This window comes from Flavihumibacter sp., from assembly GCF_036676075.1.
GTDB lineage: Bacteria > Bacteroidota > Bacteroidia > Chitinophagales > Chitinophagaceae > Flavihumibacter.
Map to the genome: position 1 here is coordinate 516,223 of NZ_JAKFDQ010000006.1, position 16,182 is coordinate 532,404.

Annotated in this window: 8 protein-coding genes; 4 read left to right on the forward strand and 4 right to left on the reverse strand. The window is 42.4% G+C overall.

Going from position 1 to position 16,182, the window contains the following annotated elements; translation table 11 throughout:
• Window positions 1–279: 279 nt before the first annotated feature.
• The 3 genes from rpoB to V6M43_RS02325 all read left to right on the forward strand — a co-directional run bounded on the left by rpoB (window position 280) and on the right by V6M43_RS02325 (window position 7,351).
• Window positions 280–4,083 carry a DNA-directed RNA polymerase subunit beta gene (gene rpoB / locus V6M43_RS02315; protein WP_332732420.1) on the forward strand — a complete coding sequence of 1,268 codons (3,804 nt, stop codon included), beginning with the start codon at window positions 280–282 and terminating at the stop codon, window positions 4,081–4,083.
• Window positions 4,084–4,173: 90 nt separating this feature from the next.
• On the forward strand, window positions 4,174–5,256 hold the full coding sequence (locus V6M43_RS02320; protein ID WP_332732421.1) for a calcium:proton antiporter: 1,083 nt from the start codon (window positions 4,174–4,176) through the stop codon (window positions 5,254–5,256).
• Window positions 5,257–5,341: 85 nt separating this feature from the next.
• A complete protein-coding gene (locus V6M43_RS02325) occupies window positions 5,342–7,351 on the forward strand; it encodes a S9 family peptidase (protein ID WP_332732422.1) in 2,010 nt (669 codons plus the stop codon).
• Here the strand turns inward: V6M43_RS02325 and thrC are convergent, their stop codons facing one another.
• Genes thrC through thrA form a run of 3 tightly spaced genes read right to left on the reverse strand, consistent with a single transcriptional unit; the run spans window position 7,352 to window position 12,082 of the window.
• Window positions 7,352–8,647 carry a threonine synthase gene (gene thrC, locus V6M43_RS02330; RefSeq protein WP_332732423.1) on the reverse strand — a complete coding sequence of 432 codons (1,296 nt, stop codon included), beginning with the start codon at window positions 8,645–8,647 and terminating at the stop codon, window positions 7,352–7,354.
• Between the two features lie 33 nt (window positions 8,648–8,680).
• On the reverse strand, window positions 8,681–9,631 hold the full coding sequence (locus V6M43_RS02335) for a homoserine kinase (protein ID WP_332732424.1): 951 nt from the start codon (window positions 9,629–9,631) through the stop codon (window positions 8,681–8,683).
• A 6-nt stretch (window positions 9,632–9,637) separates the two neighbouring features.
• Window positions 9,638–12,082, reverse strand: a complete 2,445-nt coding sequence (gene thrA, locus V6M43_RS02340; protein ID WP_332732425.1) for a bifunctional aspartate kinase/homoserine dehydrogenase I — start codon at window positions 12,080–12,082, stop codon at window positions 9,638–9,640.
• Between the two features lie 307 nt (window positions 12,083–12,389).
• Here thrA and V6M43_RS02345 point away from each other — a divergent pair, with 307 nt between their 5' ends.
• Complete coding sequence (locus tag V6M43_RS02345; protein ID WP_332732426.1) at window positions 12,390–14,975, forward strand: phosphoenolpyruvate carboxylase; 2,586 nt, start codon at window positions 12,390–12,392, stop codon at window positions 14,973–14,975.
• A gap of 71 nt (window positions 14,976–15,046) precedes the next feature.
• Here V6M43_RS02345 and V6M43_RS02350 read toward each other — a convergent pair whose 3' ends face one another.
• The gene (locus tag V6M43_RS02350; RefSeq protein WP_332732427.1) at window positions 15,047–16,168 is read right to left on the reverse strand and encodes an outer membrane beta-barrel protein; all 1,122 of its coding nucleotides are present in this window, start codon (window positions 16,166–16,168) and stop codon (window positions 15,047–15,049) included.
• Between the last annotated feature and the right edge of the window lie 14 nt (window positions 16,169–16,182).

Genomic DNA, 16,182 nt, shown 5'->3' on the forward strand with positions numbered 1-16,182 from the left:
TTCACATAACAGAAAGGCCGGGATCTTTTCCCGGCTTTTTTATTTAAGGAAAGGGGGGGATGGCATTTTACCCTTTCCTAACCCAAAAATTTGTTCATTCCCCTAAAATCCGTAGCTTTGCCCTCCGTTTTAAATTGAATAGCTATATATTATGGAAGCCTGCAAAATGGCCATTTTATTGTAACTTCCTATATATCAGTGCACTGAGTATTAAATTTGCTCAATCGAGAGTATTCTGTCGACGATTTTTAAAAGCTTTAAAACCGGTTTAAAATACATATGTCTTCTACTAAACTGAACACCAGGATCAACTTCGGTAAGATCAAACACCTCGCTGAAGCTCCTGACCTGCTGGAAGTGCAGATTCAATCGTTTAAAGACTTCTTCCAATTAGAGACCACTCCTGACAAACGTAACAATGAAGGCCTGTTCAAGGTGTTTAAGGAAAATTTCCCTATCACTGACACCAGGAACATTTTCGTGCTGGAGTTTCTCGATTATTTCATTGATCCGCCACGCTATACCATTGAAGAATGTATGGAGCGCGGACTTACTTACGCAGTACCACTGAAAGCAAAACTTCGCCTGAGTTGTAATGACGAAGAGCATGTTGACTTTCAAACCATCGTACAGGATGTATTCCTTGGAAACATCCCATACATGACTCCGCGTGGCACCTTCGTTATCAATGGCGCTGAGCGTGTAGTGGTTTCTCAATTGCATCGCTCACCAGGTGTATTCTTCGGTCAGTCGATACATCCCAACGGTACTAAAATTTATTCTGCCCGGGTTATCCCTTTCAAAGGTGCCTGGATGGAATTTGCTACCGACATCAACAATGTGATGTATGCCTATATTGATCGGAAGAAGAAGTTCCCCGTAACAACCTTACTACGTTCAATAGGATTTGAAACAGATAAGGACATTCTGGAACTATTCGGAATGGCGGATGAAGTAAAGGGTGAGAAAAAAGCGCTTGATAAATATCTGGGCAAAAAACTTGCTGCCCGTGTTCTCAGGACCTGGGTAGAGGATTTTGTTGATGAGGACACCGGTGAAGTAGTATCTATTGAACGTAATGAGGTGGTATTGGAGCGTGATACTATTCTTGATGATGAAGCAATCGAAATGATTGTGGATATGGATGTTAAGAGTGTGTTCCTGCAACGTGAAGATGTAGGGGGTGATTATGCGATCATCTACAATACTTTAAATAAAGATACTTCCAATAGCGAGCTGGAAGCGGTTCAGCATATCTACCGTCAGTTACGTGGTGCCGATGCGCCTGATGATGAAACAGCCCGCGGTATCATTGATAAGTTGTTCTTCTCAGATAAGCGTTATGACCTCGGGGAAGTTGGACGTTATAAAATCAACCGTAAACTAAATCTCAATTATCCACTTGATCATAAAGTACTGACCAAAGAAGATATCATTGAGATCATTAAATACCTGGTACGTCTTACGAACGCCAAAGCTGAGATCGATGATATCGATCACCTTAGCAACCGTCGTGTACGTACAGTTGGAGAGCAGTTGTATGCACAATTTGGTGTGGGACTTGCCCGTATGGCACGTACCATCCGTGAGCGTATGAATGTTCGGGATAATGAAGTATTTACACCTGTAGACCTCATTAATGCCAGAACGCTTTCATCTGTTATTAATTCATTCTTCGGAACATCACAATTATCACAGTTCTTAGACCAGACCAATCCTCTTTCGGAGATCACCCATAAGCGACGTATTTCAGCGCTTGGACCAGGTGGTCTTAGCCGGGAGCGGGCAGGTTTCGAAGTTCGTGACGTTCACTATTCGCATTATGGACGCCTGTGTACAATTGAAACACCGGAAGGTCCAAACATCGGACTTATCTCCACGCTTTGTGTCCATGCAAAGATCAACGAAATGGGCTTTATCGAAACACCGTATCGTAAAGTGGAGAATGGCAAGGTAAACATGAAAGAACTTACCTTCCTGAGTGCGGAAGAAGAAGATACTGCCAAGATCGCCCAGGCTAATACTCCACTTTCTGAAAAGGGAGAATTCGCTGAAGAAAAGGTAGTAAGTCGTGAAACCGGTGACTTCCCGATTCTGGATCGCACGGAAGTAGAATATATGGACGTTGCTCCAAACCAGATTGTGGGACTTTCTGCATCACTTATTCCTTTCCTGGAACATGATGATGCAAACCGTGCCCTGATGGGATCAAACATGCAACGCCAGGCCGTTCCATTGATCAAACCCCAGGTTCCTTTTGTTGGAACAGGTCTGGAAGCGAAAGCTGCCCGCGACTCTAGGGTTCAGATCATCTCAGAAGGCAATGGTGTGGTTGAATTTGTTGACGGTAATGAGATCCATATTCGTTACGATCGTAATGAAGAACAGCGTCTGGTTAGTTTTGAAGAAGATCTGATCATTTATAAACTCACCAAATACCAGAAAACAAACCAGGAAACATCCATTACACTCAAGCCAGCCGTTAAAAAGGGCCAGCATGTGAAAGAAGGAGATTTCCTGACTGAAGGTTATGCGGTTCAGGGGGGTGAAATAGCCCTTGGAAGAAACCTCAAAGTGGCCTTTATGCCATGGAAAGGTTACAACTTCGAAGATGCCATAGTAATCAACGAGAAAGTTGTTCGTGAAGACCTGTTCACATCTATTCATATATCAGAATATGAGCTTGAGGTGCGCGATACCAAATTAGGTGAAGAAGAACTTACTCCTGATATTCCAAACGTTTCAGAAGAAGCAACCAAGGATCTGGATGAGAATGGTATCATTCGCATCGGAGCCCATGTAAAAGAAGGAGATATTCTTATTGGTAAGATCACTCCCAAAGGAGAAAGTGATCCTACACCTGAAGAGAAGTTATTGCGTGCAATCTTCGGCGACAAAGCCGGTGATGCAAAAGATGCTTCACTGAAAGCTCCGAATGGTGTTGAAGGTGTGGTTATCGATAAGAAACTTTTCCAGCGTGCTAAGAAAGATAAGAACACAAAAGTTCGTGAGAAGGCAGCTCTTGAAAAAGTTGAAAAAGTTCACGAGAAGAATGAAGCCGACCTCCAGGAAGTTTTATTGAGCAAACTCCAAACATTGCTTAAAGAAAAACCATCCGCAGGTGTAAGCAACAACTTCGGTGAAATGCAGATAGGTAAGGGTGCTAAGTTCACTGCCAAGAACCTCGCGGGACTTGACTTCCTGAACATTAATCCCCTTGGCTGGACTGGAGATGAAAAAATTGATAGTCAGATCAATATTCTGCTTCACAACTTCAGCATTAAATACAACGAAGAACTTGGACGATACAAGCGTGAGAAATTCAATATCTCAATCGGAGATGAATTACCTGCTGGTGTGCTGAAACTTGCCAAGGTTTACCTTGCTGTAAAACGTAAGTTAAAGGTTGGTGATAAGATGGCAGGTCGCCATGGTAACAAAGGAATCGTTGCAAAGATTGTACGCGCAGAGGATATGCCATTCCTTGAGAACGGTGAGCCGGTAGATATTGTTCTTAACCCACTTGGTGTACCAAGTCGTATGAACCTTGGTCAGATTTATGAAACTGTGTTAGGATGGTGCGGTGAGCAACTGGGAGTGAAATTTGCAACACCAATATTTGATGGTGCTACTACAGACGAGGTTGAACAATACTGCACACAGGCAGGTATCCCAATGATGGGTCACACCCACCTTTATGATGGTGAAACCGGTGATCGCTTCCACCAGAAAGCTACAGTTGGTATCATTTATATGATCAAGCTGCACCACATGGTTGACGATAAAATGCATGCTCGTTCAATCGGACCATACAGTCTCATTACCCAGCAGCCGCTTGGTGGTAAGGCTCAGTTTGGAGGTCAGCGTTTTGGTGAAATGGAAGTTTGGGCACTTGAAGCTTATGGTGCATCCAACATTCTGCAGGAATTGCTTACACTTAAATCTGATGATATCATTGGTCGTGCCAAGACTTATGAAGCAATCGTGAAAGGGGATAATATTCCAAGACCAGGCGTTCCTGAATCATTCAATGTTTTGATCCATGAATTAAGAGGTCTGGGTCTTGACCTGAAGTTTGATTGATAGGGTTTACCACCCGGAAAAGCATATATATTCAAAGCCACCTTAACCGGTGGCTTTTTTTATATTTACAACTACCAACCATATGCGAGTATGAAATTTAAAATGCCCCTTCCGCTCTGGACCATCATATTCCCTATAGTCGCGTGGGTATTATATGCTTTCAAAGATTCATCCCAGAATGTATGGTTCCAGTTTTTTCTGGCCGCAGTCCTTATTGGTAGTGTTTTGGCCGCTGTACATCATGCAGAAGTTGTGGCCCATCGTGTAGGGGAGCCCTTTGGAACACTAGTACTGGCTGTGGCCATCACAATAATAGAAGTGGCACTAATAGTATCGTTAATGATTTCCGGAGGACCCGAAGCTGCCATTCTCGCACGTGATACTGTTTTTGCAGCAGTTATGATCATTCTGAATGCAATGGTTGGACTTTGCCTTTTGGTAGGTGGTGCAAAATTTGGCGAACAAACATTCGGTTTGCAGGGAGTTAGCGCTTCATTAACCACACTAACAGCTATTGCAATCCTAACCCTTGTATTGCCAAATTATACAGTCAGTTCACCAGGCCCGGTCTACACAGATTCACAATTGATTTTTGTCGGGATTATAACCCTGATTTTATACCTCAGCTTTGTTATGGTGCAAACCATCAGACATCGTGATTATTTCCTACCAAGTGATGCAGATCGTGATGAAGACCTGCATGCTGATCCCCCATCTGTTAAAGTAGCACTTTTGTCTGCAGGATTACTTCTGGTCTGTCTGGGAGCTGTAGTATTACTGGGTAAAGCGCTTGCTCCGGCCATTGAGCAGGCTGTTTTCGCCATGGGGGCACCTCAATCACTGGTTGGTATAATAATAGCAATGGTAGTGCTTATGCCGGAAGGTCTGGCAGCTCTTCGCGCTGCCCGAAATAACAGGTTACAAACAAGTCTTAACCTTTCTCTCGGATCAGCACTTGCCAGTATTGGACTTACCATTCCAGCGGTGGCAATAGTTTCACTTTACTATGGATTTGACCTCACATTAGGCATAGATATAAAATCTACCGTATTATTTATTTTATCTCTTATGGTAATCATACTTTCACTTAGTACCGGAAGAACCACTGTATTGCAAGGCATCGTATTATTAGTCCTTTTCTTCGTGTACTTATTCACAACCATAATACCTTAATCTGAATATTAAAAGCATGTCTTTTGATTCACCATCAAAGGGTCAGATTTATCTTTAAATTGCACATCATCAATTGCATCCCAAAATGAAAAGCTTCCTTTTATCTGTTTTATTGACGGTTATTTTAACATCCTCCGTTAATGCTCAAAGCAAGCGCGCGCTGCAGCCTTCTGACTTATACCGGTTACAAACACCATCATCCCTGCAGGTGTCGCCTGATGGTAAATGGATTCTATATCGTATAAGTAAGGCTGATAGTGTAAAGGATAAATTCAATTCTGATTTATGGATGTCTGGCTGGGATGGTAAAGATCATATTCAACTCACCTTTGACCCAGGGGGAGAATCTGCAGCCAAATGGAGCCCCGACAGCAGGTATATATCTTTTCTTGCAACACGTGGGGAAGACAAGAATAGCCAGCTTTATCTTTTGGACAGGCGGGGAGGTGAAGCGAAAAAGCTTACAACTATAAAAGGTGATATCGAAGAGTATAGCTGGGCACCCGATGGAAAAAAGCTGCTGTTCTCTATTAAAGATCTCAGTTATGCAGATACATCCAGTACCAAAATCAGGAAACCATATGTTATAGATCGATATCATTTCAAACAGGATCGATCCGGATATCTTGATAGTACCTCCACCCACCTTTACTTGCTTGACGTCACTTCAAAAAAACTAGACACCCTTACAAAAGGTATTTATAGCGAAACTCAGCCCGTTTTTTCACCGGATGGTAAAAGGATTGCATTTACAAGTAACAGGTCAGAAACGCCGGATAAGAACGAGAATAGCGACATCTTCATCATGGATGCCGCACTTAACTCTATTCCTCAGAAGATTACAACCTGGGAAGGCGAGGATAACCGTCCGGTATGGAGCCCCGATGGCAAATGGATCGCATATCAACAAAGTAGTAGCGACGAAACTTTTACTATGTATGGACAACCATTGGTTGCTATCGTGTCTGCTACAGGTGGACAAAAAAAAGTATTATCGGGCAGCCTTGACCGCCCCGTTCGTAATCTCCGCTGGAGCAGAGATAGTAAACAACTTCTTGGCTTGATGGAAGATGACAGGGAAGTTCAGGTAGTAAGTTTTGACATCGCTTCCGGTAAAGTAAACAGGTTGTTGACGGGTGAGAAGAGTTATTATGAGATGGAAACTAACCCGGTTGACAATAGTATTGTTACCATTATGAGTTCATCGCAGATGCCACCTGAACTCTATGCAATCGAAGCTGGTAAAACAAGGCGGTTAACATATCTGCAGGATTCTTTCCTGGCACCTATTCTTCTACCTAAAGCAGAAGGGTTCCGTTCAAAGAGCAAAGATGGAACAATTGTTTCAGGAATTCTGTATACGCCTGCCCAACATCAGGCTTCGCAAAAATTACCACTGATAATATACATTCATGGTGGGCCTGTATCTCAGGATGATTTCGATTTTGATATGACCAGGATGATTTATGCTTCTGCCGGATATGCAGTTGCTGCAGTTAATTATCGGGGAAGTAGTGGTAGGGGGCTGGATTATACCAGATCTATATATGGTGATTGGGGAAATAAAGAAGTAATGGATGTGATTGGTGTGGCCGATCACCTGGTTTCCCAGGGCATTGTTGATGAAAATCGTATGGGGCTTGCAGGATGGAGTTATGGGGGTATCACAACCAATTACACTATAGCAACGGATACAAGGTTCAAAGCCGCTGTTAGTGGTGCAGGTAGTGCGTTGCAACTTAGCCTTTACGGAAGCGACCAATACATTACTCAATACGAAAAGGAGTTAGGCGCGCCCTGGAAAAATATTGAAAAATGGCTCGCCCTGTCTTATCCTTTCCTTAAAGCCGACAAGATAAAAACACCCACATTATTCATGGCAAGTGAAAGTGATTTTAATGTTCCTGTTGCGGGTGCAGAACAAATGTACCAGGCTCTTAAATCGCTTGGTGTTCCAACCGGCCTGATCATATATCCCAAACAATTTCATGGGATTTCTGTTCCCAGTTATCTGAAAGACAGACATGAAAGACATATAAACTGGTTCAATCAGTATCTTAAAACGGATATCAAAACACCGCAGAAACCATTTTGATTAGTTTCTTAAAAGGAATGATCTTAATGCTTCATAATTATTGCCAATAAGGATAGAATCTTTTTGTTTACTCATAGTATACCTGATGTTTTCTGGAATCTCTATTTGTTCCTGTATCAGAGGCTCTACTATATCAAGAAATTTGATCGGGTGTGCTGTTTCCAATACAATTCCATTATCGTTGGGATGCATTGAAAGCCAGTTCAGGAGTGCGTCATATCCAACAGCGCCATGCGGGTCAAGTAAATAATCATCGTTTCTGTAAACATCCAGCATTACTTCACGGGTTCTGTCATCACTTGTAGTATACGAAGAGAATATATCCTTGAGATGGTCTGCATTATTATGAAAAAGTTCAAGGATTCGCGAGAAATTACTGGGGTTTCCTACGTCCATCGCATTTGAAATAGTAGGAACGGCAGTTTTCGGTTGATAGATACCGGTATGAAGATAATCGCTGACTACATCATTGCTGTTACAGGCTGCAATAAAATGTTTAACTGGCAGTCCTGTTTTCCATGCCATTATACCTGCACAAATATTGCCGAAATTTCCACTGGGCACACTAAAAACAGGTGCTTCCTTTTGCTTCCATTGCCGGAGTGCAAAGAAGTAATAAAATTGTTGTGGCAACCACCTTGCAACATTGATTGAATTTGCGGAAGTAAGAAAAATCTTCTCCTTTAATTCTTTATCACGAAATGCTTCTTTTACCATTTTCTGGCAATCATCGAAATTTCCTTCTACTTCAAGGGCCTGTATATTTCCACCGAAGGTTGTTAATTGCTTTTCCTGAACAGCACTAACTTTCCCGGAAGGGTAGAGGATGACAACATTAACACCATCCACATTATGAAAACCGCTGGCAACCGCCCCCCCCGTATCGCCAGAAGTAGCCACCAATACTGTGATCTTTTCGCTTTTTTCTTTCGCAAAATAACCTAGACATCTGCTCATGAATCGGGCACCCACGTCTTTAAAAGCCAGCGTAGGGCCATGAAATAATTCCAATAAATAAATTCCTTTATCCACTTTAATAAGGGGGATGGGGAAGTCAATAGTCTCGTTAACTATTGACCAGAGAATATCTTCAGGTATTGTTTTTCCGGTAAAAGGTGCTATTACTTTAAAAGCAATTTCTGCCCGCGAATATTTATTAAGATCCTTTATCCATTCGGCTGAATGTTGAGGAATAGTATCCGGGAAATAAAGGCCTCCATCTGGTGCCTGTCCATCAATAGTTGCCTGCCGGAAATCGGCAATGGGCGACTGTTTATTAAGACTATAATAGTTCATGTTTATTTTAATTGCCGCGATAAAATTTAAAATTTAAGCAACCCTTACTCCACGCTCATTCAGCGTGGTCACATACGTTTTACAATCAATTCCCAGCTTGTCATAAATTTCCTGCATAATCAATGCAATGCTTTCTGCAGTAGCCTGGTTACGGCATAACATAAAGATGGATGGACCTGATCCACTGATCCCCCCACCCAATGCTCCTGCTTCGTTACTAAGCCTTTTAACATCATCAAAACCCGGTATGAGTATGCTACGAACGGGTTCTATGATTACATCTTCAAGTGACCTGCCAATAAGATCATAATCGCCCTGAAGCAGCCCTGTAACAAGGCCAGCGATATTTCCCCACTGACGGATCGCATCTTTCAGTAACACCTCTTTTCTCAAAATCTGCCTGGCGTCTGAAGTCCTTACTTCTATCTGTGGGTGTACAACAGCCACATACAGCATTGGTGCTGAAAGTTGAATAATATCAAGTGGAAATATTGAGCGTATCAATGTAACGCCTCCCATTATGCAGGGAGCGATATTGTCTGCATGCTTAACACCACTTGCCACCTTCTCACCAGCCATCGCAAAACGAACGAGATCGAGATTAGAAAAAGGCTTCCCCAGTAAAATATTGGCTGCAACAACTGCACCTGCCGAACTTGCCGCACTTGAGCCCAATCCGCTTCCTGGTTTAATCTGTTTGGTAATGGTAATATCAATACCAACCTGTTTATCGCATGCATGCAAAAGATCAAGTAGTGCAGCACCAGCAACATTTTTTACCGGATCTGTTGGCAGATCATATTCATCTGCATGTAGGATTCGTATACCTGGTTCCTTAGAAAGATTCATTTCCACTATATCACAGGGATCATTAAGCGCCATACCCAATATGTCGAAACCGCAAACAAGGTTTGCTACTGTTGCCGGGCATTCAACTTTCAGCCTCCTGTCAAAATCTATTTTGTCAAATTCTATGGTAATCATAAGTGCTCAGTTGAGTGTGGCCCGGAGAATATCCGCAAAAACACCAGAGGCAGTTACATCTGCACCTGCTCCCGCGCCCTTAATAACAAGAGGTTGCTGAGGGTAACGATCTGTATAAAACAATACGATATTATCCTTACCAAAAAGATTTGAAAGATCATGTCCGGCGGGAATCTCCTGAAGGCCAACAGCGGCTTTTCCTTCTTTAAAGCTTGCAACAAATTTCAGTTTGCACCCTTTCGCTGCAGCGGCATCATATATTGATCGGAAATGATCTTCAAGGCGAAGCATTTCTTTATAAAAATCTTCAACTGTTCCTTCCATGCAAGAGGCAGGAAGAAAGCTGTTGTTGTGGATCGCATCCATTTCAAGAGTTTCGCCGGCTTCGCGGGCAAGTATCATAATTTTACGCATTACATCTGTTCCACTAAGATCAAGTCTTGGATCTGGTTCAGTATAACCTTCTTCCTGGGCCTGCCTTACAACATCGGCAAAGGGCCTGCTACCATCGTAATGATTGAATACAAAATTGAGGGTTCCACTGAGTACCGCTTCCATCCTGTTTATTCTATCACCGCTCCTGAGCAGGTCATTCAGCGTGCCAATAATAGGGAGGCCGGCACCCACATTGGTTTCGAAAAGAAACTGGGTGTTGAAATCGTGCGCCTTATCCTTTAATTCCCGGTAATATTTAAATGGAGAAGAGCAGGCTATCTTATTACATGCAACTACAGCAATGCTTTTATCTAGCAGCTTCCCATATACCGACGCAACAACCTCGCTTGCAGTGATATCAACGAAAACAGAATTTCTCAGATTACGTTGAATGATCCCATCAGTAAATGTTTCAATTGTAGATTCTGGGGCCGCAGCCAAAAGTTCTTTCCATTTATTCAGATCGATCCCTTCTTCATTAATCAGGGTACGTTTTGAGTTTGCCAATCCAACTACCCTGAGCTGTAATCGCATGTGCTGTAAAAGATATTGCTGCTGCTGGGCAAGTTGGGCAAGCAATTTACTTCCAACATTTCCCACACCGCTTATAAATAAATTAACCTGCTTATTGACGGTTTCAAAAAATTCTTCATGAAGAAGATTGATTGCTTTTCGTACATCACGGGTTGCTATTACTGCAGAGATATTACGTTCGGAAGAACCTTGTGCTATGGCTCTTACATTAACCCCGTTCCTGCCCAGGGCACCAAACATTTTTCCACTGATACCTGGATGGCTTTTCATTTGCTCGCCCACTAAGGCTACTATAGATAATTCTTTTTCAACAACAAGAGGATCCACCTGCTGCAGGTTGATTTCTGGTGCGAAAGCCTTGTCAACAGCCAGTTTTGCTTTATCAGCTGTTAATGTGTCAACACCCACGCATATAGAATGCTCCGATGAGCCCTGGGTTATTAATATAACATTGATTTGCTGCGATGAAAGTGCTTCAAACAACCTCCGCGAAAAGCCCGGTACACCCACCATTCCACTGCCTTCCAGGCTGAGAAGTGCCAGATTACTTATACTTGATATCCCTCTTACTGGTGTACCATTGCGATGGCTATCCTGTTGAATAAGGGTTCCTGCATCTGATGGGGCAAAAGTATTCTTGATCCAGACCGGAATACTTTTATTCATCACAGGTTGTATGGTTGGAGGATATATCACCTTTGCTCCAAAATGGGAGAGTTCCATCGCTTCCTGGTAAGAAATTGTTGGAATAACTTTGGCATTGGGAACCCATCTGGGATCAGCTGTCATCATGCCGCTAACATCCGTCCAGATCTCAAGGGAAGTTGCTCCGATAGCTGCAGCAGCAATTGCAGCAGTATAATCCGATCCACCGCGGCCGAGCGTTGTAGTGATACCGTTAGAATCGGAAGCAATAAAACCTGGCATTATGACCAGGTCTGTGGCCAACTCCTTCATTACCTCTGAAAAATTTTCTACCGTAGCTTCAGTATCCAGTGTAGCTCTTCCAAAATCAGAATTGGTCCTGATCAGTTTACGGCTATCCCACCATGTTGTTAATATGCCTTTTGCCAGAAATGCGTTATTTATAACCTGTGATGAGATCAGTTCACCATAACTAACAAGCTTATCCCTGGTACGTGCGGTCATCTCACCCAGTAAAAAAATGCCATTGCAGAGATCCTCCACTTCATTACATAACTTTTTTACGGCACTGAGCATGCTGCTTTGTTGTTGAATAGGGATCAGTTCCTTAACCGCATTAAGATGACGTGTTGTAATAAGATTTACCTGCTCTTTGTATTGCTCTTGACCACGTGCGGCCTGTAAACCACAGTCAAGAAGCGCATCAGTTATGCCTCCGAATGCGGAAACAACCACTATTACTGGTTCTTTGCTAATCTTTTCTTTTACGATTTCAATTACTTTTTGAATGGCTTCCGGACTTCCTACCGAGGTGCCGCCAAATTTTAAAACCTGCATATACTAATTGTGGGATAATAGTTCTTGATAAATTGAAGGGAATGAAATCTTCCCGAGATACAGCCAATGGCCCAAAAGGTGATATGGAAAATACAACCCTTAACGGGTTGTGATAGTTGTAATAGTAGTGGTGCTGGTTGACGGGGTAACCAGTAACGAGGTAGTAATATATGTATTTGAAAGTACCACTGTTTTTTTCTCTGTCGAAAATACAAACAGCACTATATATAACAAGCGTTAGTTTTTTAATTTCTTATATTCATTCCCCGATTGCTGCCCCAATTGTATCAACCAAATCAACGAAAACATGCCAACTACGGACCCGGCAGCCCTGCAACAATTCAAAAGCGAGGTGGCGCTTAAATTTCAGCTATATAATAGCCTGTTCACTTCTCTTCCATTTCATCGTATCGAAAAAACCGGAATTTTATTATCCATGCTATTGCATGTTTGTGAGGAAGGATACAAAATGAAGAAGAATCCTGTCCAGATCATGGATGAGTTTTTTTCAATGCATACCACCTATCGGAACGATCAGGAGAGAACCGATCTATTATTTCGTTTTGTTCAATATGTTGAAAGACAGGTAGTGTTATTTGATGCTCTTGAAGATGCTGCATTCAGCAAGGTAAATGATGTAGGGGGGCAAGGTTCCCTTAAGCAGCTAAAGGGATTTCTCGAACAGGCAGGTCCTGATGCAGTAGATAACACGGAAGATGATTTCTGTGTAAGAATGGTTTTGACTGCCCATCCTACCCAGTTTTATCCAGGTTCGGTTCTTGGAATCATAAATGATCTCTCTAAAGCATTACAACAAAACAACACCACTCAGGTAAATACTTATCTGCAACAGCTTGGTAAAACTCCTTTCTTTAAAAAGCAGAAGCCCACTCCCTTTGATGAGGCGATGAGTTTGATATGGTACCTTGATAATGTATTTTATGCCGCAGTTGGTAGAATATTAACCTATACTTCCAATGAGCTTTCTCCATGGCTTAAATCGGGCAAGCCCTTGTTGCAAATGGGATTTTGGCCGGGTGGTGACAGGGATGGAAATCCTTTCGTGACGGCAGAAACAACCTTGCAGGTAGCTGCTACCCTGAGAAGCAGTATTGTTAAATGTTATTACCTGGACGTAAGGAGACTAAAACGCAGACTCACATTTAAAGAGACGGATCAGTTGTTGATAAATCTGGAAAAACAACTGTACAATGAAGTATTCAGTGAAGGGCCGAAGGAATTACTGGATGCAGAAGATATGATACGGCAGTTGAAGCAGATAAGGGATACGCTGGTATATCAGCACAATGGATTGTTTGCGGGTCTGGTTGATAACCTGATCCAGAAAGTAAATGCTTTCGGACTTTATTACGCATCACTTGATGTGCGGCAGGATAGTTCCGTGCACACTGCAGTTTACAAGTATCTTCAACAACAATCCGAACATCTCCCGGAAGGTTATGAGGAAATGGCAATGGATCAGAAACTAGATGTTCTTGCAGGGATGAAGCCCTTATCACCTGAATATATTTTCGAAGATAAAATTCATCAGGATACAATAGATTCTATTCGCGCCATCTCTAAAATTCAGGAACAGAATGGAGAATCAGGCGCGTATCGTTATATAATCAGCCAATGCAATAGTGCTCAAAGTATAATGGAGGTGTATGGCTTGTTTCTTCTTGCAGGCTGGAATGAAAAAAATCTTACAATAGATATCGTACCGCTTTTTGAAACAATTGATGACCTTAACAGGGCAGGAAAAATAATGGAGACACTTTACCAAAACTCCATATACCGGAATCATCTTTCTGCAAGAGGTAACCGCCAGACAATTATGCTGGGTTTTTCTGATGGAACGAAGGATGGGGGATACCTGATGGCCAATTACAGTATCCTGCACGCAAAACAATCACTTACAAGCATCTCTGCAAAATATAATATTGATGTATTGTTTTTTGATGGAAGGGGTGGGCCTCCTGCCCGGGGGGGTGGCAAAACGCATAAGTTTTATGCATCTATGGGAAATGATGTTTCAGTTAAAGAAATACAACTGACTGTGCAGGGACAAACCATTAGTTCAAACTTTGGTACAATTGAGGCAGCGCAGTATAACATGGAACAGATGCTGAATGCAGGCCTCAGTAGTTTTCTTCGTTCGCAGAAGCGCCCGACCTTAGAACCGCAACAACAAAATCAGTTTCAGCAACTCGCTAAAGATGGATTTGAGGCATACATCCAACTCAAAGAACACCCATCCTTTGTAGAATATCTTTCGCATGCCAGTGCCCTTAGATTTTATGCGGAAACCAATATTGGCTCAAGGCCGGCAAAAAGAGGAACAGCAAGCAGATTGAATTTAAAAGATCTTCGCGCAATTCCTTTTGTTGGAGCATGGAGCCAGCTAAAGCAGAATGTGACTGGTTATTATGGTGTAGGTACCGCGCTTCAAAAAGCTGAGCAAAGAGGAGAATGGAAACAGGTCAAAGAAATGTACCAGCATTCACTTTTTTTCAAAACACTTATTGATAACTGTGAGATGGCTATGTTGAAATGCTATTTTCCACTAACAAGCCATCTTGCAGATCATCCTTCCTATGGTGAGATATGGCATATGATATATGCAGAATATGAACTTACACGGAAATATGTTTTTCATTTATCGGGGAAGAATGAACTGATGGCCGATTACCCTGTTGAACAATTGAGTGTTCAGATGCGGGAAAGGATCGTTTTACCGCTCACCACCATTCAGCAATTTGCAATCACTAAGGTGAGGGAAATGGATGGTGCAGTTATGCCTCCTACGGCAGAGAATATGAAAGCTGCATATGAAAAGCTTGTAATGCGGTGTTCCTTTGGTATCATTAATGCTGGCAGAAATTCGGCTTAATGTAAACATAATAAAGCCCCCTGTAGACACAGGGGGCTTTCAACGATTGCTTGCCATATGTGAAACGAAGGTCAGAAGCTGTAAACTGCTGCGAGCAGAAAGCTTCCCGTTGATTTTTTAGGGTTGAAATTAGCGTCAATAAACACTTCTTCACTCGCATTGTCAAGCCTGAATTCAGGTATGATGGTTAGTCCCCCCGCTTTGAAATTAGCAGAAAGGGTAGTCGCGAAAACTGAGGCACCATCATCAATACCTGTTGGTATTTTGAATTGGTTCTTATCACTGAAATATTCTGTACGTAATGTAAGACCGAACCAGGCTTTAGGGTCAACATTGATGTAAAGGGCAGAACCCCACCACGATTTGCCATCAGCATTTTTGCTGCCATCCCAAACCTGTGTTGTATTAACTGTTCCATTATAGCCCAGACTGAAAACATCATTGATCTTTGCCGTAGCTACAAGGTCAAACTGGCTGGTTTTTGAAGTATCGGGATTTTTTCCGCCTGCATAGTTAAGGTAGAATTTTACATTGTCGCTTGCAGCAAGGCTGTATTGCGCCAGCAAAAATTTACGATTGATCATATCAGATGGTGGAACCCGGTAGTCGGTAGCATTCGCTATTCCAATCATAAATCCACTTTTCCCCCTTGATAATTCGGCTTTCAATCCGGTATGATGGAATGGTCCGTTTGTGAACATATAAGACATGCTGTAGTTACGATTAAGTTGGGGATCAACCAGCTCATAACCAACATGTGTAGCCCAGGTTCCTGCAGTAAATTTGATCCAGTCGGCGGGGGCATAGCTTACATAAAGCTGCTTAACTGATTGCATTATACCTTCATCAGCATAGGAGAATTCTTTAGCCCTCGGACCAAACCCCAGGTCAATTACAACCCCAACTTTATCGCCCTTATGTTCTGCTTTAATACTTGCCATTCCCAAGGCAAAGCTGTTATGTGTATTGGTAAAACTGGTTCTGTTATTTCCTGATTGTTTGTTAAAGTCATATCTATAATAAACATCAGCTGATCCGGAAAGAGTTATCAGGGGTTTTTTCTCCTCCGGGGGGGCAGCCACAGATTCTGTTGAGGTGGTGGATGCAGTTGTAGCGGTGGTTTCAGTGGTTTGCGCAAAGGCCGGTAACGTACAGGCCATAACGAGGCCTGTTGCAAATATTTTTTGTAACATTGTGTAACATTTTA

Excerpts from the sequence above, each read along its gene's own strand:
- V6M43_RS02335 (WP_332732424.1), bottom strand. The coding sequence starts at position 9,631 with ATGATTACCATAGAATTTGACAAAATAGATTTTGACAGGAGGCTGAAA.
- thrA (WP_332732425.1), bottom strand. The coding sequence starts at position 12,082 with ATGCAGGTTTTAAAATTTGGCGGCACCTCGGTAGGAAGTCCGGAAGCC.
- V6M43_RS02350 (WP_332732427.1), bottom strand. The coding sequence starts at position 16,168 with ATGTTACAAAAAATATTTGCAACAGGCCTCGTTATGGCCTGTACGTTA.
- thrC (WP_332732423.1), bottom strand. The coding sequence starts at position 8,647 with ATGAACTATTATAGTCTTAATAAACAGTCGCCCATTGCCGATTTCCGG.
- V6M43_RS02345 (WP_332732426.1), top strand. The coding sequence starts at position 12,390 with ATGCCAACTACGGACCCGGCAGCCCTGCAACAATTCAAAAGCGAGGTG.
- V6M43_RS02320 (WP_332732421.1), top strand. The coding sequence starts at position 4,174 with ATGAAATTTAAAATGCCCCTTCCGCTCTGGACCATCATATTCCCTATA.
- V6M43_RS02325 (WP_332732422.1), top strand. The coding sequence starts at position 5,342 with ATGAAAAGCTTCCTTTTATCTGTTTTATTGACGGTTATTTTAACATCC.
- rpoB (WP_332732420.1), top strand. The coding sequence starts at position 280 with ATGTCTTCTACTAAACTGAACACCAGGATCAACTTCGGTAAGATCAAA.